The sequence below is a fragment of the Peribacillus sp. N1 genome, assembly GCF_054600815.1.
Genome location: NZ_BAAHZO010000005.1, coordinates 153697 through 169758, shown reverse-complemented (window position 1 = coordinate 169758; position 16062 = coordinate 153697). Strand labels below are relative to the sequence as shown.

The window sequence follows — 16062 nt, the reverse complement described above, 5'->3', positions numbered from 1 at the left end:
GTGATAATAGTGAAACAAGAAATTCATCCCGATTATCAACAAGTGGTATTCATGGATACCAACAGTGGGTATAAATTTTTGACAGGCTCCACGAAGACGTCCAATGAAACGATCGTTTGGGAAGACGGACAAACATATCCATTATTAAAAGTGGAAATCAGCTCGGATACGCACCCTTATTATACAGGAAAGCAGAAGTTTGCTGAAAAAGGAGGACGGGTGGATCGCTTCCTGGATAAATATAATATGAAGAATTGAGAGTCAGGCCATCGGGAAATCGATGGCCTTTTTTATGACTGGGAAGAAAAAGAGTTAATAATGATGCAAGGAAAAAGGGTGCCCATAATTTATGAGGCACCCATCCTTTATTCATTTTGCAGCAATTGCTTCCCCTTTGGCAATATTGACGAGGGCCGCATCGAAGTCCTTGATTATATCGTCCGGATTTTCAAGTCCGACAGAGAGGCGGAGCAAGCTGTTCGTGATGCCCCGCTTTTCCCTTTCATCATCAGGCATGGCAGCATGGGACATTTTGGCCGGGTAAGATAATATGGATTCGACCGCTCCCAGGCTTACGGCAAATACAGGGAGCTCGACAGTGTTCACGAAGGAACGGAAGATTTCCTCACTTTCCAATTCAAAAGATAGGACCGCCCCTGCTCCAAGTGACTGGCCTTTCTGGATGGCGTGCTGTGGATGATCGGCTAGGCCGGGATAATACACTTTTTTCACCAAGGGCTGATCTTTTAAGTAGGCTGCAATCTTTTCTGCCCCTTTTTGTGAATGTTCCATTCTAACTGACAAGGTTTTTAAACCTCTCATTACAAGCCAGGCATCTTGGACACCAAGGACCGCTCCAAAGGAGTTTTGGAGCGAACCGAGTCTTGCCGCCAATTCCGGATCTTTCACGACCGCAAGCCCAGCTACCACATCACTATGTCCGGATAAAAACTTCGTCGCGCTATGAAGGACAACATCAGCGCCCAGATTCAGCGGTTTTTGCAATGCGGGCGTCAAGAATGTATTATCAACAAAACTTAAGGCACCGGCTTTTTTTGCAATATCACATACAGCTTGAATATCGGTCACTTTAAGTAACGGATTTGAAGGCGTTTCAATGTATATGGCCCTGGTATTTGGCTGAACGGCCGCTTTGACGCTTTCAAGGTCCGTCATGTCAACGAAGGTATGCTCAATATTGAAACGGGTCAATACGCTTGTGACCATCCTGAACGTTCCGCCATACACATCTTCGGAAATGACGATATGGTCTCCGGCAGACAATAGCAGGAAGGCTGTTGAAATGGCAGCCATACCTGATGAAAAGGCAAAGCCGTGAGTGCCTTCCTCTAAATCGGCAATGATATCTTCAAGTGCCTCGCGAGTTGGGTTCCCGCTTCTGCTGTAGTCATATTTGCCGAATTGATCGATATCCGATTGATGGAACGTCGATGCATGCTGAATGGGGACGCTCACACCGCCCGTTGCCGGATCGAATTTATGTTGATTATGAAGTAATTTCGTTTCAAAGCTAAAATCATGACCTGTCATCGTAGTGCCTCCCTTTTTACATGTGCGAATGCTTGCTGCAGGTCGCCAATCAAATCATCGCTATCCTCGATGCCAACGGAGAAGCGAAGCAGGCGATTACAAACCCCATTTGCCGTTCTGACTTCAAGCGGTATATCGGCATGTGTTTGTGTGGCAGGATAGGTGATGAAGCTTTCAACCCCTCCAAGGCTTTCTGCAAAGGAAATTAATGAGAGCGATTGTAAAAATGGGTTGACCGCCGCTTCATCAATGATGCGGAAAGAAATCATGCCGCCTCTGCCGGGATACAATACATCAGTGACACAATCATGCTCCGATAAGTAATCTACAAGTATCTTAGCATTCTTTTCATGACGCTCCATCCGCAATGCCAGGGTTTTCATTCCGCGCATCAACAGCCAAGAATCAAATGGGCTCAAGACAGCTCCAGTACCATTATGATGGAAGGCAAGTGCATCACATAATTCAGCGCCGCTAGCAACGATCAGTCCCGCGAGCACATCATTATGACCACCGAGATACTTGGTTGCACTATGAATCACAATATCCGCTCCAAGCACGATGGGTTGTTGAATAAGAGGCGTGTAAAAAGTGTTATCAACGATTAACAATAAATTATATCGTTTGGCCAATGCCGCAACGGCGCTAATGTCCGTTTGCTGCATAAGGGGGTTAGTGGGAGTTTCGATGAAGATGGCTTTCGTGTGAGGAGTGATGGCTTTTTCGATATCCTCCAAACAACAAGTGTTTACATAGTCACACTGCAATCCCCATTTTTTAAAACCTTGTTCTAACAGACGATATGTACCGCCATAAAGATCTTCGCTGACAATCCATGCATCCCCGGATTTAAAAAGGGCAAGAATAGTGGAGATGGCGGCCATTCCTGAACTGCAGGCATAACCTTGGTCTCCTTTTTCCAGATCGGCGATGGATCGCTCCAATAGCTGGCGTGTAGGGTTACCAGTCCTTGTGTAGTCGAATCCCGTCGATTGGCCAATTCCTTCGTGACGAAAAGCTGTTGAAAAGTATACCGGCGGATTGACTGTTCCTGTCGCCGTTTCGCTGCGATTTCCTAATTGAGCAAGATATGTTTCAGATTTGTACATGGTTTTCACTGCTCCTTTGAGTTATATAAAATAAAAAAAAGTCTTCTTTAAGAAGAAGACTTTGATTAAGTAGGGACGAGTCATTCTTCTTATCTTCCAAGTTCACAAACTTGTGGAATTAGCACCTTTTCATTGGTTTGAAACAAATGAAGGTTGCTGAGGTGTCATCGGGCCATTCCCTCTACCTCTCTCGATAAGAGTTTAGATTATTCAATTTCTTTTGAATTTACTATATATACAAAATACTGTCAAGGACATTTTGGGAGTGATAATGCTTTGATGTTCATGACCAGGTCAATTGGAGCCTAGCGGTGTCTACACTTTATGTGTCTAAAAAGAATAATTGAATTTTCATATAAACATGAATGGAACTTGGATTTTTCAGAAAACATGGAAAGGGTCAGCGGGATATTTTTGCTTTAAAATAATAAAGTTTGTACAATGTATGGAGAGAAAGAATAATCCGACATTATTCATTTCATATGCAAAAGGTCTTCAATGAATAGTGCAAACATAGGAGGAGAACACATGGAATACAGAATCGAACGAGATACGATGGGTGAAGTGAAAGTTCCTGCTGATAAATATTGGGGAGCACAAACTGAGAGAAGCCGTAACAATTTCAAAATAGGTAACGAAAAAATGCCGATTGAATTAGTTCGTGCATTTGCATACGTTAAACAAGCTGCGGCAAAGGTGAACTATGATCTTGGTGATCTTTCCGAAGTTAAAAAGAATGCCATCGTCAAGATTTGCGGGGAAATCCTTGAAGGTACGCTTGATGAACATTTCCCGCTTGTAGTTTGGCAAACGGGAAGCGGCACGCAAAGTAATATGAACGTGAACGAAGTGGTCGCTAACAAAGGGAATGAGTGGTTAAAAGAAAATGGTGAATCTGAAACCCTTCACCCGAATGATGATGTTAACAAGGCGCAAAGCTCAAATGATACTTTCCCGACCGCCATGCATATTGCAGCCTTTATGGAAGTCGCTGAAAAATTGGTCCCTGCCATCAAAGCCCTTCGTGATACATTCGATACAAAAGAAAAAGAATTTTGGGATGTAGTGAAAATTGGCCGGACACATCTTCAAGATGCTACTCCATTAACATTAGGACAAGAAATTTCCGGTTGGAAAGCGATGCTCGATAAGGATCTAGCGATGATTGAAGAAAGCAGCCAAAAATTATTGAACCTTGCTCTAGGCGGAACGGCTGTAGGAACCGGAATCAATACAAAAAAAGAATTCCCGGGACTCTCTGCCAAACAAATTGCAGCAGATACAGGATACCCTTTTGTCACATCTGATAATAAGTTCCATGCATTGACTAGCCATAACGAAATCGTCTACGCACACGGTGCTTTGAAAGCATTGGCGGCGGATTTAATGAAAATTGCGAACGATGTCAGATGGCTTGCAAGTGGACCAAGAAGCGGAATCGGCGAAATAGCCATTCCGGAAAACGAACCGGGCAGCTCCATCATGCCAGGTAAAGTCAATCCAACACAAAGTGAAGCGCTTACCATGATTGCAACACAAATCGTTGGTAACGATGCTACAATTGGCTTTGCAGCAAGTCAAGGTAACTTTGAATTGAATGTATTCAAACCAGTCATCATCTATAACTTCCTGCAGACGGTCAAATTATTGACGGAAGGCATTCATTCATTCAACGACAATTGTGCGGTAGGCATCACTGCAAATGAAGATAAAATCAAAGAAAATGTAGAACGTTCCCTTATGTTGGTGACAGCATTGAACCCGCATATCGGTTATGAAAAAGCAGCCAAGATCGCCAAAACGGCATTCAAGGACAACTCTACGTTAAAAGAAGCGGCGTTGAAATTGGAGTTCCTGACGGAAGATGAATTCAAAGCATGGGTCGATCCTGCAAACATGGTTAATAAATAATTAGTAGTGCCCTCCCTCTGGTATTAGGGAGGGTGTTTCCATGTGTTAAAATAATGGAATCTACAAATACTGAAATCATAAGTATCGGGAACAGGAGGAAAAACAATGTCTATATGCCCGCTTTGCAACGGTCTGAGAAAAATTCATGTGAAATGCCCGGAATGCGGCAGTGATCTTGAGGATAAAGGGAAATTCATGGACTACGCGGATGATTACAGTGCTTACATGGATATCGACATACTTAAAGAAAACGACGGATACCCTCAATCCCTTCAAAAAGGCCAATGCCCGCATCTCATGAAATGCCCGGAATGCGGACATGATGAAGTGGTATTGGTCCAGGAATGAATTTGAATAAACGTAAAAAGACCCATTATGAATGGGTCTTTTTACGTTTAATTGGCAGATAACTTCATGCTTTCCTGCATCTGTTCATCTTCTTCAACTAAAATGCGATGTTCAGTCCCTTTATCAAAAAAGTGTGCTTTATTCATGTCGAGGGCAAGATCGATCTTTTCCCCTGCCTGAATAATATTCTTGGCATCGACCCGTGCAACGAAGTCCTGCCCCTCTAATGTGGAGTAGAGCATAATCTCCGCGCCCATGAGTTCGGCTACATCAATTTGGGTCGTGAATGTAGTGTTAGGGGACTTCGTGAAGTAAGCTCCTTCATTATGGAAATCCTCCGGACGGATTCCAAGGATAACATCTTTTCCGGCATATCCTTGATCACGCAGCATTTTCATTTTCAATTCAGGTATTTCAAGCGTTTGTTCGCCTATTTTAATTGTGCCTTCTTTTAATGTTCCGGTAAAGAAGTTCATGGCAGGCGATCCGATAAAGCCGCCGACGAAAACATTTATTGGTTTCTCATAAACGTCCTTTGGAGCACCAACCTGTTGGATGATACCATCTTTCATTACAACAAGGCGTGTCGCCATGGTCATTGCCTCTGTTTGGTCATGCGTGACATATATCGTTGTAGTGTCGAGCCGTTTATGCAATTTTGCAATTTCGGCACGCATTTGAACCCGCAGCTTTGCGTCGAGATTGGATAATGGCTCATCCATCAAGAAAACTTTTGCGTCCCTTACAATTGCACGGCCGAGAGCCACACGCTGGCGCTGACCACCTGAAAGCGCTTTAGGTTTCCTGTTTAGCAGCTCTTCAAGTCCGAGAATCCTTGCCGCTTCATTGACCCTTTGCTTGATTTCCGCTTTTGGCGTTTTCCTGAGCTTTAATCCGAATGCCATATTGTCAAATACGGTCATATGAGGATATAAGGCATAGTTCTGGAAAACCATCGCAATATCACGATCTTTAGGAGGGACATCATTGACTCGCTTGCCGTCTATGTATAAATCCCCTTGGGAAATGTCCTCCAGTCCGGCAATCATCCTTAATGTCGTTGATTTGCCGCAACCGGAAGGTCCCACAAAAACGATGAATTCCTTATCGGCAACACGAAGGTTGAAGTCTTTAACAGCCGTCACCTTTTTATCATAAATCTTGAATATATGATCTAACACTAACTCTGCCATGAAAAATCCCCCTTTTAAACTCCTGATTACTTGTACCAATTAGCTATAGTCTAAGCTATCGGTTTAGAAAAAAGTATGGGCACATTGCACAAAAAAGGATGATATTACCTCTTTGTAATGGAAATTAATCATTCAGAAGAAAAATCAAGTACGCAGTAAGGGCATGACGGAAGTTTCTAATATCGAGACCAGTTCTTTCAGAGAATTTATCGATTCGGTATTGTAAGCTGTTCCGATGTATATAAAGCTGTTTGGCGGCATAGGTGGCATTGGAATTACATTCAATATACGTTTTAACTGTTTTGATAAGCTCAGTATCCTGCTTGGTCTTGCCAAGAATTTGATTGATATACCACTTTGCATTCTTAAAGGATGGATCATTTATTAATGAATGAGGGATGATATCTGCCAAATCAGTCACCTTTAGATCCGGCAGATGCACCTGTGCCAAATCAAAACACCTTTTCTCCTGGGCCCAGTGATGGTGAAGGTCTTGATTTACAGGATGAAAGCGCCCCGTGAACATACGGGTCTTTACATAAAAATCACTCTCAAGCGTGGAAGAAATGGCGATTAGTTCTTTATTTGATAATGGTTCATCCTTGTCCGTTTCAATTAAGACTCCTGCCGTTTCATTTTCCCAGATAATAGCTGCGTCAGATGGAACGAAAGCGAGGAAGGCCTCTTCAAAATCGGAGTTGGAAAAATCAGCATGAGTCAGCTTGAAATGAAGGAATCGAACATTCTCCCAGCTCGTTAAAGGCAATGGTGCATTCGATTCGGATAAAAAATTTTTCCATGATGAGTCTGGATGTGCATTGAGGTTCTTTGGGTTTATGGAAGGAGCAAAAAGCAGTTCCAATAAACGGATTTCCTCGGCTGTGATTTCTGAACGGGGAATGCCAAGTATACTTCTGGATTCTTCGAACCAAACATAATCAGAAATATCATCAGTATCCTTTTTATTGGTAAGAGCGTTCGGGAATTTTTGTTTAAGATTTTCAAGCATCGGTTCCACCTTCTTTCTCTCTTTCCATTTCATTATAGCGAAAAAGAATAAAGTTCAAAAGATTAGGATATTGCCAGTTTTTCCGAAAGGGAAAATCAAAGAAAAGTTGCAAGTATTATTAATGTTTGGAAAGGGTATTGCGTATGCTTTATGGAATATCGTTAAAGAGGAGGAGATCTTATGAACATTTTACTATTGGGCGGTACACGGTTTTTAGGCCGGTATTTAGCAAAAGCTGCGATAGGGAAAGGGCATGATGTCACACTTTTTAATCGTGGAAGCGATCCTTATGTCTTTCCCGAAATAGAACAGTTAAAAGGGGACCGCGACGGGGACCTGGAAATGTTGAAAGGGAGACAGTGGGATGCAGTCATTGACACATCAGGATTTATCCCGCGAACTGTATCGAAATCCTGCAGATTGCTTAATCAAGTTAAACACTATACATATATTTCAAGCATCTCAGTTTACAATGATCCGACCGAGCCAGGAATTGATGAAAATGGAGAAGTTCATACACTAAATGAAGATAAAGCAGAGGAGATCACCCACGGAACTGCTGGACCGATATACGGTGAATATTATGGACCGTTAAAATCATTAAGCGAAAAAGCAGCTGAAAAAGAACTGCCGGGGAAAGTCCTGTCAATTCGTGCCGGGCAAATAGTGGGTCCATATGACTACACTGACCGATTGCCGTACTGGCTTAAAAGGATAGCGGATGGGGGAGAAATTTTAGCTCCTGGACGCCCCGGACGTCCAATCCAAGTTATCGATGCAAGGGACTTGGCCCAATGGATCATACAAATGATAGAAAAAAGCATGACAGGTACGTATAATGCCGTTGGCCCAGATTACACACTGACTATGGAGCAATTACTTGAAGGCTGCAAAAAGGTAACAAGAAGTAATGCTGATTTTACATGGGTATCTGAAAAATTTTTAAAGGACAATAAAGTAGAGCCGTGGGGAGAAATGCCTTTATGGATACCAGAAGAATTCCCTTTACCTGGAGGAAAGGAACCTTTGAATGGGTTTTTGGCTGTCGATAACGATAAAGCCATCAATAATGGACTAACATTCCGTCCCCTATCAGAAACTCTCGAAGATATATGGAATTGGGAAAAGAGCCGTCCGGAATCTGCCGATAGAAAAGCAGGCATTCACAGACAACATGAAAGTGATCTCCTTGGATTATGGAAACAGACAGTAGGTTGAAACATTCTTTTATTATTATTTTTAAATAAACAATGTGAAGGAAATTAAAAAAACGATGGGGTAAAGACCCCATCGTTTTTTAGTTCATGGAGCTGCTTGCATGGTTTGTGAGGATTTCAAGGTTTTCCATGGCCGCTGCCACTTTTTCCTTGTTGATATTAGGGAAAAGGAGATGGATGTCTTCACCTTCTTTGACAGAGTGGGCTGCAATCTGTTGAAGTTCGGCCTTATGTTCAATCGTCAGGCCAATATCAAGCAATGTCATCGGCAGTTTAAGCACCTGGTAGATTGGCAGCAATTGTTTGATTTCCGAGAATTTCCCTTCTAGCACAAGCTGGACTAAAATGCCATATGCCACTTTTTCCCCGTGAAGTAAATGATTCGCTTGCGTGATGGAAGTCATGCCATTATGAATGGAGTGGGCTCCGCCAACCCGCAGGTACTGGTCGCCAAAGCCGCCAACTAGACCGCTGGTGATGATGTTCGTTTCAATGATACGCTGCAGCGCGTCTGACCATTTACCCTTTTCCAAATCAGCTAGGGCTTCCTCGCCATATGTCAATAAAACTTCCTGACATTGCCTTGCGGCCATATGGGCCAATTCAATACAAACGGACTTGGTGGCAAGCTTTTCGGCCAGTGCATTGCCCTCGTACCATTTCGCCAATGTATTGCCGATTCCAGCACGTAAATAGTTAATGGGTGAATTAAGAAGAATTCCTGGTTCAATAAATAACATCCAAGCGCTTTTTTCATGAATATCATAGCGGACATATGAACCATTATCATCATAAATGACACTCAACGGTGTCCAGGCAGCGCAGGTGGAAGCCAGGGTCGGAATGAGGATGATTTCCTTTTGAAGCAAGTTACCGGCCGATTTGGCGAGGTCGAGCAGCTTACCTCCGCCAATGCCGATCAATGCATCCGCACCGTGTTCATGAGCTGAGTTCTTGACGCGTTCAATTTCCGCATCACTGCATTCCCCGCCGTATGTGAAAAAGATCGTCTCAATATTTTCTAAGGAAGGAAAAAAGGGTTCAGCAACTTCCCATGATTTTCTCCCATGAATAACGAGCACTTTACGAATGTTTCCTTTACTCAGTTTTGCTTCCAGTGTTTCAAGGACATTAGCTTTACAGGCATAATAAGCGGGGCCGCTGCGGACCTCCAGTAAGGTATTCATATTCGTTCTCCTTAATGAAAGGCCTGTACCCGGTAAAGGGGAAGCAGGCCTCGATTATTTGATCAATTCATCCAGTCTGGTTTTCCGAATCCGGCAAATTTGTCATCGATCACTTTTTCAAACTGGTCGGATTCCACTACTGATTTAATATCCTTGGGAATTTGAGCGTCTACATCTTTTGTCTTGTGGTCCATTTTCGCTGCAAGAGCGAAGTTGCCAAGGAGCGCCGATAGGTCAACACTGCCTCGCAATTGAGCGTATTTCAATGGTTTGAGTTGGATGTAGGCCGGGATATTATACAATAATCCAGCATTTACATCCAGGTTAATTATACCAACAATTCCTTGTCAAAAAGGTAAAGTGGTACTACATTTATTATAGTAAAGTTAAAAAAAGGAAGATAAAACTATTTTTGTACAATGATGGGGAGGCGATTGAATGATAGAAATTAAAACGATAAATGATGTGGTTTGTGTGCATGGGACTCCTGGCGGGAACAAGTCGGGGATGAGTGTTAATGTTTTTTTAACGGATGGACTATTGATAGATACTGGCGCACAGATTTTACTGGAAGAGCTTATTCCGTTCTATGAGTCCGCAGACTTCGACTCAGTGGCCCTGACTCACTATCATGAAGACCATACGGGGGGCGCTGCATGGATACAGGAACATAAAAAGGTACCGCTTTTCATTCACCCGATGTCGGTTGAGGTTTGTGCAAAGGATGCTGTATATCCTGAATATCGCAAAATTTTCTGGGGGAAGAGAGACGCCTTTAAAGCTGAGCCGCTAGGGGAGGTCATTCATTCACGCACCCAAACGTGGGAGCCGATTTTTACCCCCGGCCATGCGAAGGACCATATGGTGTATTTGAATAACAGTAATGGAGTGCTCTTTTCAGGAGACCTTTTCGTAACACCAAAGACAAAGCTTGTCTTACGGGAAGAGTCTGTCCCGGTCATCATTGATTCAATAAAAAGATTACTTCAATTTGACTTCGGGGAAGTGTTTTGCTGCCATGCTGGGCATGTCCCTGATGGAAAGGAAATGTTCAGGAAAAAGTTGGATTATTTGGAAAACCTCCAAGGTGAAATTTTACGCCTGTATTCTGAAGGGCTGACCGTTCATGAAATCCAGCAGGTCGTTTTACCGAATCGCTATCCCCTTATCGAGATATCTGGGCATGAATGGGATTCAGAGCATATCATTACATCGATATTAAACGAAAATATTTTGAGTGCCATGGAGAATCGAACAATTTGAATGTTAACGGTCTGACTGATATAAAGGAGAGCTCTCCATAAGAGAGCCCACATAATTCATTTATTGATATTGGGATCTGTTTCATCATAAAAATCATGTGCTTCTTCGATGTTCTGAAGGTTAGCGACTTCATACACATTTCCGCCCGCCATTCCTTCATTGATGATACGGTCGATATCAAGGTAAACGGAGTCCTTGCCATCATATTCGGTATCCTTCAAAAATGTCATTTTTTCTTTATCCAAAATAAATCCCTCCTAGCCTTTTCTTTAGTTTAGGCAAAGGAGTTTTTTTTATTCTGTTTAGGGATTTCATGAATGTAAAGGCGGTTCATTCATATACATGGAAGATCATTAAATCATGTATCATGCTTTTAAGTTTGGCTTCATCTGTTTCCGAAGGCGGATTGGCTGTCCACTCGATGGATCCATCTTTATGATACAAGGCTTGGATTGCCTGCTTGTTGAAATAAAAGGAAATTTTCCATCCTGGCAGATTCTTATGCAGTGGTGTCCATTGAAAATGAGTAATCATATGTATTACCTCCATATATACAGTTTCTCATTTAATTATAATGGAAAACGGCAGCTGGAGGTGCTATTTAATTGTCAGGCTGGGAAAAGTTAATTCAATAAAAAGATTTTTTAAATGCAAAAGTCTGTTTGTTTCAATTTCCTCCTCATCGAATTGCATGGGCTTTGAGTTCACTTCGTATATGAAGAGCGATCCTGATTCGTCTTCCCCTATATCCATGGAAAACTCTCCGAGAAATCCGATTTTTTTTGAAAGTATCTCACCGCTTTTTTGGGCGATTTTCGCTAATTTTCGATTCAGGCTTCTTGATTGCAGGTCTTGATAAGGAAAGATCTTACCCCCTTGGGGAGTGTGGGTGGTGATTTCCTGAGTTTGTGACATCCTTACCGCTTTGCCGGTCACTTTATAAAAACCTTTTTCATAATGGACCAGAATCCGGTAATCATAACGGTGTCCAAAAAGTTTTTTTGGTATGATCGCCTGTTGAGCAAGGTAGCTTCTTTTTAATAAATCCCTTTTTTTTGTTTCCCAGAATGACTCGAAATCCGGGAAGGACTCACTATGCTTTAAGCTATTGAACAATAGTGTATCATCATCATTTCTGATGATGGTATAAATGCCTTTACCTTGGCTTCCTTTGCAGGGTTTAAGGTATATATGCCTGTAGGTCTCCAGGAAAGCATCAAGGCAGCCGCTGTTTCGCAAGACCATGGTGGGCGGAAGGTGATTGGTGAGGGATCCTTCTTCCATCAATGCTTCGAACATCACATATTTATCTATGAAACAGGGGTTGAAAAGATTCATGCGAGATTCTTTAAAATATCCGATGAGCTGTTGGAATTCTCCTGACGCCTCATAGCTCCTAGAGGGGATTCGGTTATAGACGATGTCAGGGAAGGGCACTTTACATTCGATCCACTTGTTTGAAATGGAGGAAAAAACATACCCTCTCATCGATTCGGAATGAAGGGCCTTTTCTGTGAATACATACGCCAATATTCCATGTTTCAATAAATATAGTGATAGGTCCCGAAAAAGGGTCAGGTTTCCACCCAAACCTGATTCCTTTTTGGGATTGGAAACAGTCAGTATGCCGACGGCAAGCATCCGGTTACCTGGAAATATGGTGATAGGAAATAGGGGTTGATTCGTATGATCCTTATTATAGCTGATTACCTCTTCGGCAGAGCCTGCGAAAAGTTCCGCATTTTCTTGAATGTGGTACCAATTTTCAGTGGGGATATCGTAAAAAATGTTCATCGCGGCACACTGATTGATTTCGTAATCGTCTGTTCCGTAAGATAAATGGCGTAATCAAGGCTAAGCTTTCTGGTCAGCAATTCGAAATCCTTGAGTTTTGGATGGGAGAAGATGGAACGTCCCGGTTTGGAATTGGCTTCAAACATCCAAACCTGCCCTTTTTTATCCAATCCAAAATCAAATCCTATTTCTGCAACGATGCCGTCCAAGTTCTTTTCTATACTGTCACTTAAAATCAGTGCGGCTTCCGATAGCTTTCGTTCGACTTCTTTGGCCTCACCGTCATCTCCAAACAGTTCGGCAACCGTTTTAATCACACCCCCGCTTTTAATATGGGTCGTGACGCTGCCGGCACCGGCGATTTTTGCGGCGATCGCGGTTACCTGCCATTTTCCATTACTGTCCTTGTTCGTATGGACCCGGAAATCCACTGGACGTTTTTCAGATCGAATTAATGGGATGCCCTGCTGCACGATAAGATTCTCAAGCGGCCGGTCGTGAAAAATATGTTTAACGATGGATTCCAGTGTGGAAAACTTTTGCAGTTTATTTTCTTTTGCTTCATTTGTATAGCGGCAATAGTAAACATTCTCATGCTTATCATAAAGAATTTGATGAATCCCTAGGCCGAGGCTGCCGTGAATGGGCTTTATATAAACTTGCCGGTAATGGGAAAGAAGGGTTTCCACCACAGACATGGATTGAAATGGATACGTTTCCGGCAAATATGGCAGTGCCCGCTCATCTGCGCATAACCTTTCATTTACCTCCCATTTATTGAAAAAACCAGGATTATACCATGGAATGGTATATTCTTTTTGAAATTTCTGCTTCACTTCTTTAGGTCCATCGCGGTTTTCCGTCAACCGATTTGGGAGCCGGTCATAGATGACATTAGGAAAAGGAAATTCATTAATGTGCCAGTCATCGTTATCAAACACATAACCTTTGATTGTCTCCTCATCCCAATTGATTACATTCTCCCCAAATACAAAGGGGATACAGCCTGTGGTCCTGCTAAGCGAAAGGAGCTTTGCGAAAAAATCCGATCTCTCGCCCAATGGTTTGTTTGAAATGCCGGTGAAGCCTGATGAAAAGATTCCGACCAGCGGTCCGATATGAATGCTCTTGCCGTATATGAATAAATGAAGGGGAATATCGGTATGATCGAATATTAGAGATTCCGCAAGACTTTCCGAAAGGACGATTGATTGATTGACGGCCGGGTTTTGTTTGACGGTGGCAGGACATGAATGTCGTCCGAAATAAATTAATTCAATCTCTGCCAAATCTCCAAGCTCTGAAGGGTAGTAGAGAACATTGCCGGGGATAGCGGCAATTTCGGCAGGATAAGTCTTTCTCACTTTCTATTCACCTGCTTTCTGAAGATGTTCGGCTAAATACTGGCTATATTGAAACGGTGCGCGATGAATATCTTTCATGGTCTCCGGCTGTAGTGCCTGAATGATTTTCCTTCCGGGCTTCGAGTTAATGTCCATTATCCATATTTGGCCTTTTTTATCGATGCCTATATCGATCCCCAACTCGAATAACCTTTCAAAGACAGCTTCGGCTTCTGCCGGCAGGGTGCGAAGGATATGCTGAATCTTTTGTTCGACGGCAATCGAAATCGTTTCCGGGTTTCTTTTGATGAAATTATCCAATGAAATGGCTTCCCCGCCTGTGGCAAGATTTGAGGTGAGTCCGTCCTTTTGTCCCGTACGAATTCCGCGGCCACGTTCCATCCATTGATTCTTCTCGTTTTTTTGAAGTAAAATCCGTAAATCGAATGGCTCGTTATTTTGGTTGCAAAGCTCCAAATATGGCTGGCAGAGGTAACGGTAACGATTTAATAAATGCTGCAGCCATTTGTTAAGCTGAGATTTGGAGGGGAATTGGCGGTCATATTTGGTGCCCTTTTTCGTCATGGATACCAAGGTGCCGTCCTCGTTTTTTGAAAGCAGATAGATCCCTGTACCGCCTGCACCGAATTCAGGTTTGATGATGATTTTATCCAGGCGTTCCAAATGACCGGTAATATCTTCAGGTGTCGTCACTTGTACGGTCTCTGGAAAAAATGCCTGTAGGTGTGGATGGTTTTTTAGGATTTGATACACTTCCCACTTACCAGGAAGGCCAAGCCCCAAGAAATACGAGTTATCTTTTAACCAATCGATTTTGTGCCGCGTTTCCGTTGACTCCCGGACTAATCCGTGAAAACAGCGATCATAAACAAAATCAGGTATATCAAAAGATGCGGCGATCCAAGTTTCATTCTCGTCATCAAAACGCTCGCCGCGGACTTTTTTCAGATCCATATCAATATTTTCCGGTGAGAATTTACAAACTTTCATATTAAATGATTTTGCGGTTTTGGCTATTTCGGTGAAGTAGTTGTTTTCATGTGTATCCGACGCGGCCATTAATCCTATTAACACGTGCTAGCAACTCCTTTTATGGATGGTTTTCGCGGTTAAGGGCAAGCATGAAATCTATGATGGATTTTACTGATGGACGAAAGGTTTCATAGTTGCCTTGAAATTTTTTCGAAGGCTTTGAATTCACTTCGATGATCCATGGATGGGTATCGGTATCCAGTGCTAAATCGATCCCTAGCTCCCCGAATGAATCTTCATGGTTTTCGACCAAGGCCTGGGCAGTGTTTTTAGCCAGCCGAACGAGCTTTTGATATATGCGGCTGGCGTTCTGAAGGTCAAATGCTTCCTTTAGAAAATCCGGGCCATTTTTCATCAAGCCGCCTTGTGCAAGATTGGAAACGATAGTGCCAGGGTCCCCAATCCGGGCAACCATTGAAGAAACTTTCCATTCAAGCAGTTCGTTCCGGTGAAGAAGTATACGGAAATCAACTTTTCTCTGATCGGTTTCGAATAGGGAAATCCCTTTTTGAAGAATGAAGGATTGTTTTCTGGAAAACCTTTTTAAGGTTTCGTACAACTTTTCATCCGTATCAGCAAAATGCACATCCTGGAGATTTCCGGATTGCTCGATTTTCCATTTTCCAGCTACTTGCGTTAATCTGCATATATTCCTGCCTTGGCTGCCTGATGCGGGTTTAAAGTAGATTACCGAATGCTTTTCTATAAACCTCAAGAAAGATTCCATTTCGTTAAAAAGTATCGTCTCCGGCAAATTTGGCAACAGCTCATTTTCTAAGATTAGCAGTTCATGTACATCATGTTTGGAGAGGAACCTTCCATTGAACATCGGTATCGACCGTTCCTCCAGTTCAGTTTTAAACAGCTTGAAAGAATGCGATTCCTCAAGTTTGCGCGAATGTATCCGGTTATAAAACACATCAGGAATGGGGAGGTGCAAGGTTTGCCAGCCATCTTGCCCAGGCAGGTAGCTTTCCACAACTCCTTCTTGAAGAGACTGCAATTTTACTAAATAGAAGGGGATTCCTTGCTGATTACAATATGATTTCATTTCCTGATAAAATTTTTCCATCTCACCGAATGT

General features: G+C 42.7%; 17 protein-coding genes and 1 riboswitch. Of the genes, 5 read left to right on the top strand and 12 right to left on the bottom strand.

The features are described 5' to 3' along the window. Positions 1-9: 9 nt before the first annotated feature. Positions 10-258 carry a type B 50S ribosomal protein L31 gene (locus ACYP5M_RS19335; RefSeq protein ID WP_101224216.1) on the top strand — a complete coding sequence of 83 codons (249 nt, stop codon included), beginning with the start codon at positions 10-12 and terminating at the stop codon, positions 256-258. A gap of 111 nt (positions 259-369) precedes the next feature. Here the strand turns inward: ACYP5M_RS19335 and metC are convergent, their stop codons facing one another. Both metC and ACYP5M_RS19325 read right to left on the bottom strand, forming a co-directional pair. Then, complete coding sequence (metC, locus tag ACYP5M_RS19330) at positions 370-1551, bottom strand: cystathionine beta-lyase (protein ID WP_101224215.1); 1182 nt, start codon at positions 1549-1551, stop codon at positions 370-372. Then, on the bottom strand, positions 1548-2660 hold the full coding sequence (locus tag ACYP5M_RS19325) for a methionine biosynthesis PLP-dependent protein (protein WP_230177317.1): 1113 nt from the start codon (positions 2658-2660) through the stop codon (positions 1548-1550). The genes metC and ACYP5M_RS19325 overlap by 4 nt, the downstream gene beginning before the upstream one ends. A gap of 86 nt (positions 2661-2746) precedes the next feature. Further along, a riboswitch (SAM riboswitch) is annotated at positions 2747-2860 on the bottom strand. Between the two features lie 328 nt (positions 2861-3188). Between ACYP5M_RS19325 and fumC the strand changes: the two genes are divergently transcribed. Together fumC and ACYP5M_RS19315 are read left to right on the top strand one after the other, a co-directional pair. Further along, positions 3189-4571 (top strand): class II fumarate hydratase, encoded by a 1383-nt coding sequence (gene fumC / locus ACYP5M_RS19320; RefSeq protein WP_101224213.1) that lies wholly within the window; start codon positions 3189-3191, stop codon positions 4569-4571. A 105-nt stretch (positions 4572-4676) separates the two neighbouring features. Further along, complete coding sequence (locus tag ACYP5M_RS19315; protein WP_076367341.1) at positions 4677-4919, top strand: hypothetical protein; 243 nt, start codon at positions 4677-4679, stop codon at positions 4917-4919. Between the two features lie 47 nt (positions 4920-4966). Here ACYP5M_RS19315 and ACYP5M_RS19310 read toward each other — a convergent pair whose 3' ends face one another. Together ACYP5M_RS19310 and ACYP5M_RS19305 are read right to left on the bottom strand one after the other, a co-directional pair. Beyond that, positions 4967-6112 (bottom strand): ABC transporter ATP-binding protein, encoded by a 1146-nt coding sequence (locus tag ACYP5M_RS19310; RefSeq protein ID WP_101224212.1) that lies wholly within the window; start codon positions 6110-6112, stop codon positions 4967-4969. Between the two features lie 124 nt (positions 6113-6236). Further along, the gene (locus tag ACYP5M_RS19305; protein WP_459735404.1) at positions 6237-7121 is read right to left on the bottom strand and encodes a PucR family transcriptional regulator; all 885 of its coding nucleotides are present in this window, start codon (positions 7119-7121) and stop codon (positions 6237-6239) included. 180 nt (positions 7122-7301) lie between these two features. Here ACYP5M_RS19305 and ACYP5M_RS19300 point away from each other — a divergent pair, with 180 nt between their 5' ends. Continuing rightward, positions 7302-8339, top strand: a complete 1038-nt coding sequence (locus ACYP5M_RS19300) for an NAD-dependent epimerase/dehydratase family protein (RefSeq protein ID WP_459735403.1) — start codon at positions 7302-7304, stop codon at positions 8337-8339. 79 nt (positions 8340-8418) lie between these two features. On the opposite strand, the gene ACYP5M_RS19295 is transcribed toward ACYP5M_RS19300, so the two are convergent. Beyond that, positions 8419-9525, bottom strand: a complete 1107-nt coding sequence (locus ACYP5M_RS19295) for an iron-containing alcohol dehydrogenase family protein (RefSeq protein WP_459735402.1) — start codon at positions 9523-9525, stop codon at positions 8419-8421. Positions 9526-9587: 62 nt separating this feature from the next. Beyond that, positions 9588-9827 carry a hypothetical protein gene (locus tag ACYP5M_RS19290; RefSeq protein WP_459735401.1) on the bottom strand — a complete coding sequence of 80 codons (240 nt, stop codon included), beginning with the start codon at positions 9825-9827 and terminating at the stop codon, positions 9588-9590. A gap of 136 nt (positions 9828-9963) precedes the next feature. Here ACYP5M_RS19290 and ACYP5M_RS19285 point away from each other — a divergent pair, with 136 nt between their 5' ends. Then, the gene (locus ACYP5M_RS19285) at positions 9964-10788 is read left to right on the top strand and encodes an MBL fold metallo-hydrolase (RefSeq protein WP_434168818.1); all 825 of its coding nucleotides are present in this window, start codon (positions 9964-9966) and stop codon (positions 10786-10788) included. Positions 10789-10844: 56 nt separating this feature from the next. Here ACYP5M_RS19285 and ACYP5M_RS19280 read toward each other — a convergent pair whose 3' ends face one another. The 6 genes from ACYP5M_RS19280 to ACYP5M_RS19255 all read right to left on the bottom strand — a co-directional run bounded on the left by ACYP5M_RS19280 (position 10845) and on the right by ACYP5M_RS19255 (position 16050). Then, positions 10845-11033 carry a hypothetical protein gene (locus tag ACYP5M_RS19280; protein ID WP_053534060.1) on the bottom strand — a complete coding sequence of 63 codons (189 nt, stop codon included), beginning with the start codon at positions 11031-11033 and terminating at the stop codon, positions 10845-10847. A gap of 85 nt (positions 11034-11118) precedes the next feature. Then, positions 11119-11322, bottom strand: coding sequence for a YheE family protein (locus ACYP5M_RS19275; protein WP_137017043.1), 204 nt, complete (start codon positions 11320-11322; stop codon positions 11119-11121). A gap of 63 nt (positions 11323-11385) precedes the next feature. Next, positions 11386-12582: a YheC/YheD family endospore coat-associated protein gene (locus ACYP5M_RS19270; protein WP_434168819.1), complete on the bottom strand. Its 1197-nt coding sequence runs from the start codon at positions 12580-12582 to the stop codon at positions 11386-11388. After that, positions 12579-13946, bottom strand: coding sequence for a YheC/YheD family endospore coat-associated protein (locus tag ACYP5M_RS19265; protein WP_101224205.1), 1368 nt, complete (start codon positions 13944-13946; stop codon positions 12579-12581). The genes ACYP5M_RS19270 and ACYP5M_RS19265 overlap by 4 nt, the downstream gene beginning before the upstream one ends. A gap of 3 nt (positions 13947-13949) precedes the next feature. Further along, the gene (locus ACYP5M_RS19260; RefSeq protein WP_434168820.1) at positions 13950-15020 is read right to left on the bottom strand and encodes a YheC/YheD family endospore coat-associated protein; all 1071 of its coding nucleotides are present in this window, start codon (positions 15018-15020) and stop codon (positions 13950-13952) included. Between the two features lie 16 nt (positions 15021-15036). Further along, positions 15037-16050: a YheC/YheD family endospore coat-associated protein gene (locus tag ACYP5M_RS19255; protein ID WP_434168822.1), complete on the bottom strand. Its 1014-nt coding sequence runs from the start codon at positions 16048-16050 to the stop codon at positions 15037-15039. Positions 16051-16062 lie beyond the last annotated feature (12 nt).

Coding starts and splice junctions, on each gene's coding strand:
- metC (WP_101224215.1), bottom strand. CDS start 1,551: ATGACAGGTCATGATTTTAGCTTTGAAACGAAATTACTTCATAATCAA.
- ACYP5M_RS19325 (WP_230177317.1), bottom strand. CDS start 2,660: ATGTACAAATCTGAAACATATCTTGCTCAATTAGGAAATCGCAGCGAA.
- fumC (WP_101224213.1), top strand. CDS start 3,189: ATGGAATACAGAATCGAACGAGATACGATGGGTGAAGTGAAAGTTCCT.
- ACYP5M_RS19315 (WP_076367341.1), top strand. CDS start 4,677: ATGTCTATATGCCCGCTTTGCAACGGTCTGAGAAAAATTCATGTGAAA.
- ACYP5M_RS19310 (WP_101224212.1), bottom strand. CDS start 6,112: ATGGCAGAGTTAGTGTTAGATCATATATTCAAGATTTATGATAAAAAG.
- ACYP5M_RS19305 (WP_459735404.1), bottom strand. CDS start 7,121: ATGCTTGAAAATCTTAAACAAAAATTCCCGAACGCTCTTACCAATAAA.
- ACYP5M_RS19300 (WP_459735403.1), top strand. CDS start 7,302: ATGAACATTTTACTATTGGGCGGTACACGGTTTTTAGGCCGGTATTTA.
- ACYP5M_RS19295 (WP_459735402.1), bottom strand. CDS start 9,525: ATGAATACCTTACTGGAGGTCCGCAGCGGCCCCGCTTATTATGCCTGT.
- ACYP5M_RS19285 (WP_434168818.1), top strand. CDS start 9,964: ATGATAGAAATTAAAACGATAAATGATGTGGTTTGTGTGCATGGGACT.
- ACYP5M_RS19275 (WP_137017043.1), bottom strand. CDS start 11,322: ATGATTACTCATTTTCAATGGACACCACTGCATAAGAATCTGCCAGGA.
- ACYP5M_RS19270 (WP_434168819.1), bottom strand. CDS start 12,582: ATGAACATTTTTTACGATATCCCCACTGAAAATTGGTACCACATTCAA.
- ACYP5M_RS19255 (WP_434168822.1), bottom strand. CDS start 16,050: ATGGAAAAATTTTATCAGGAAATGAAATCATATTGTAATCAGCAAGGA.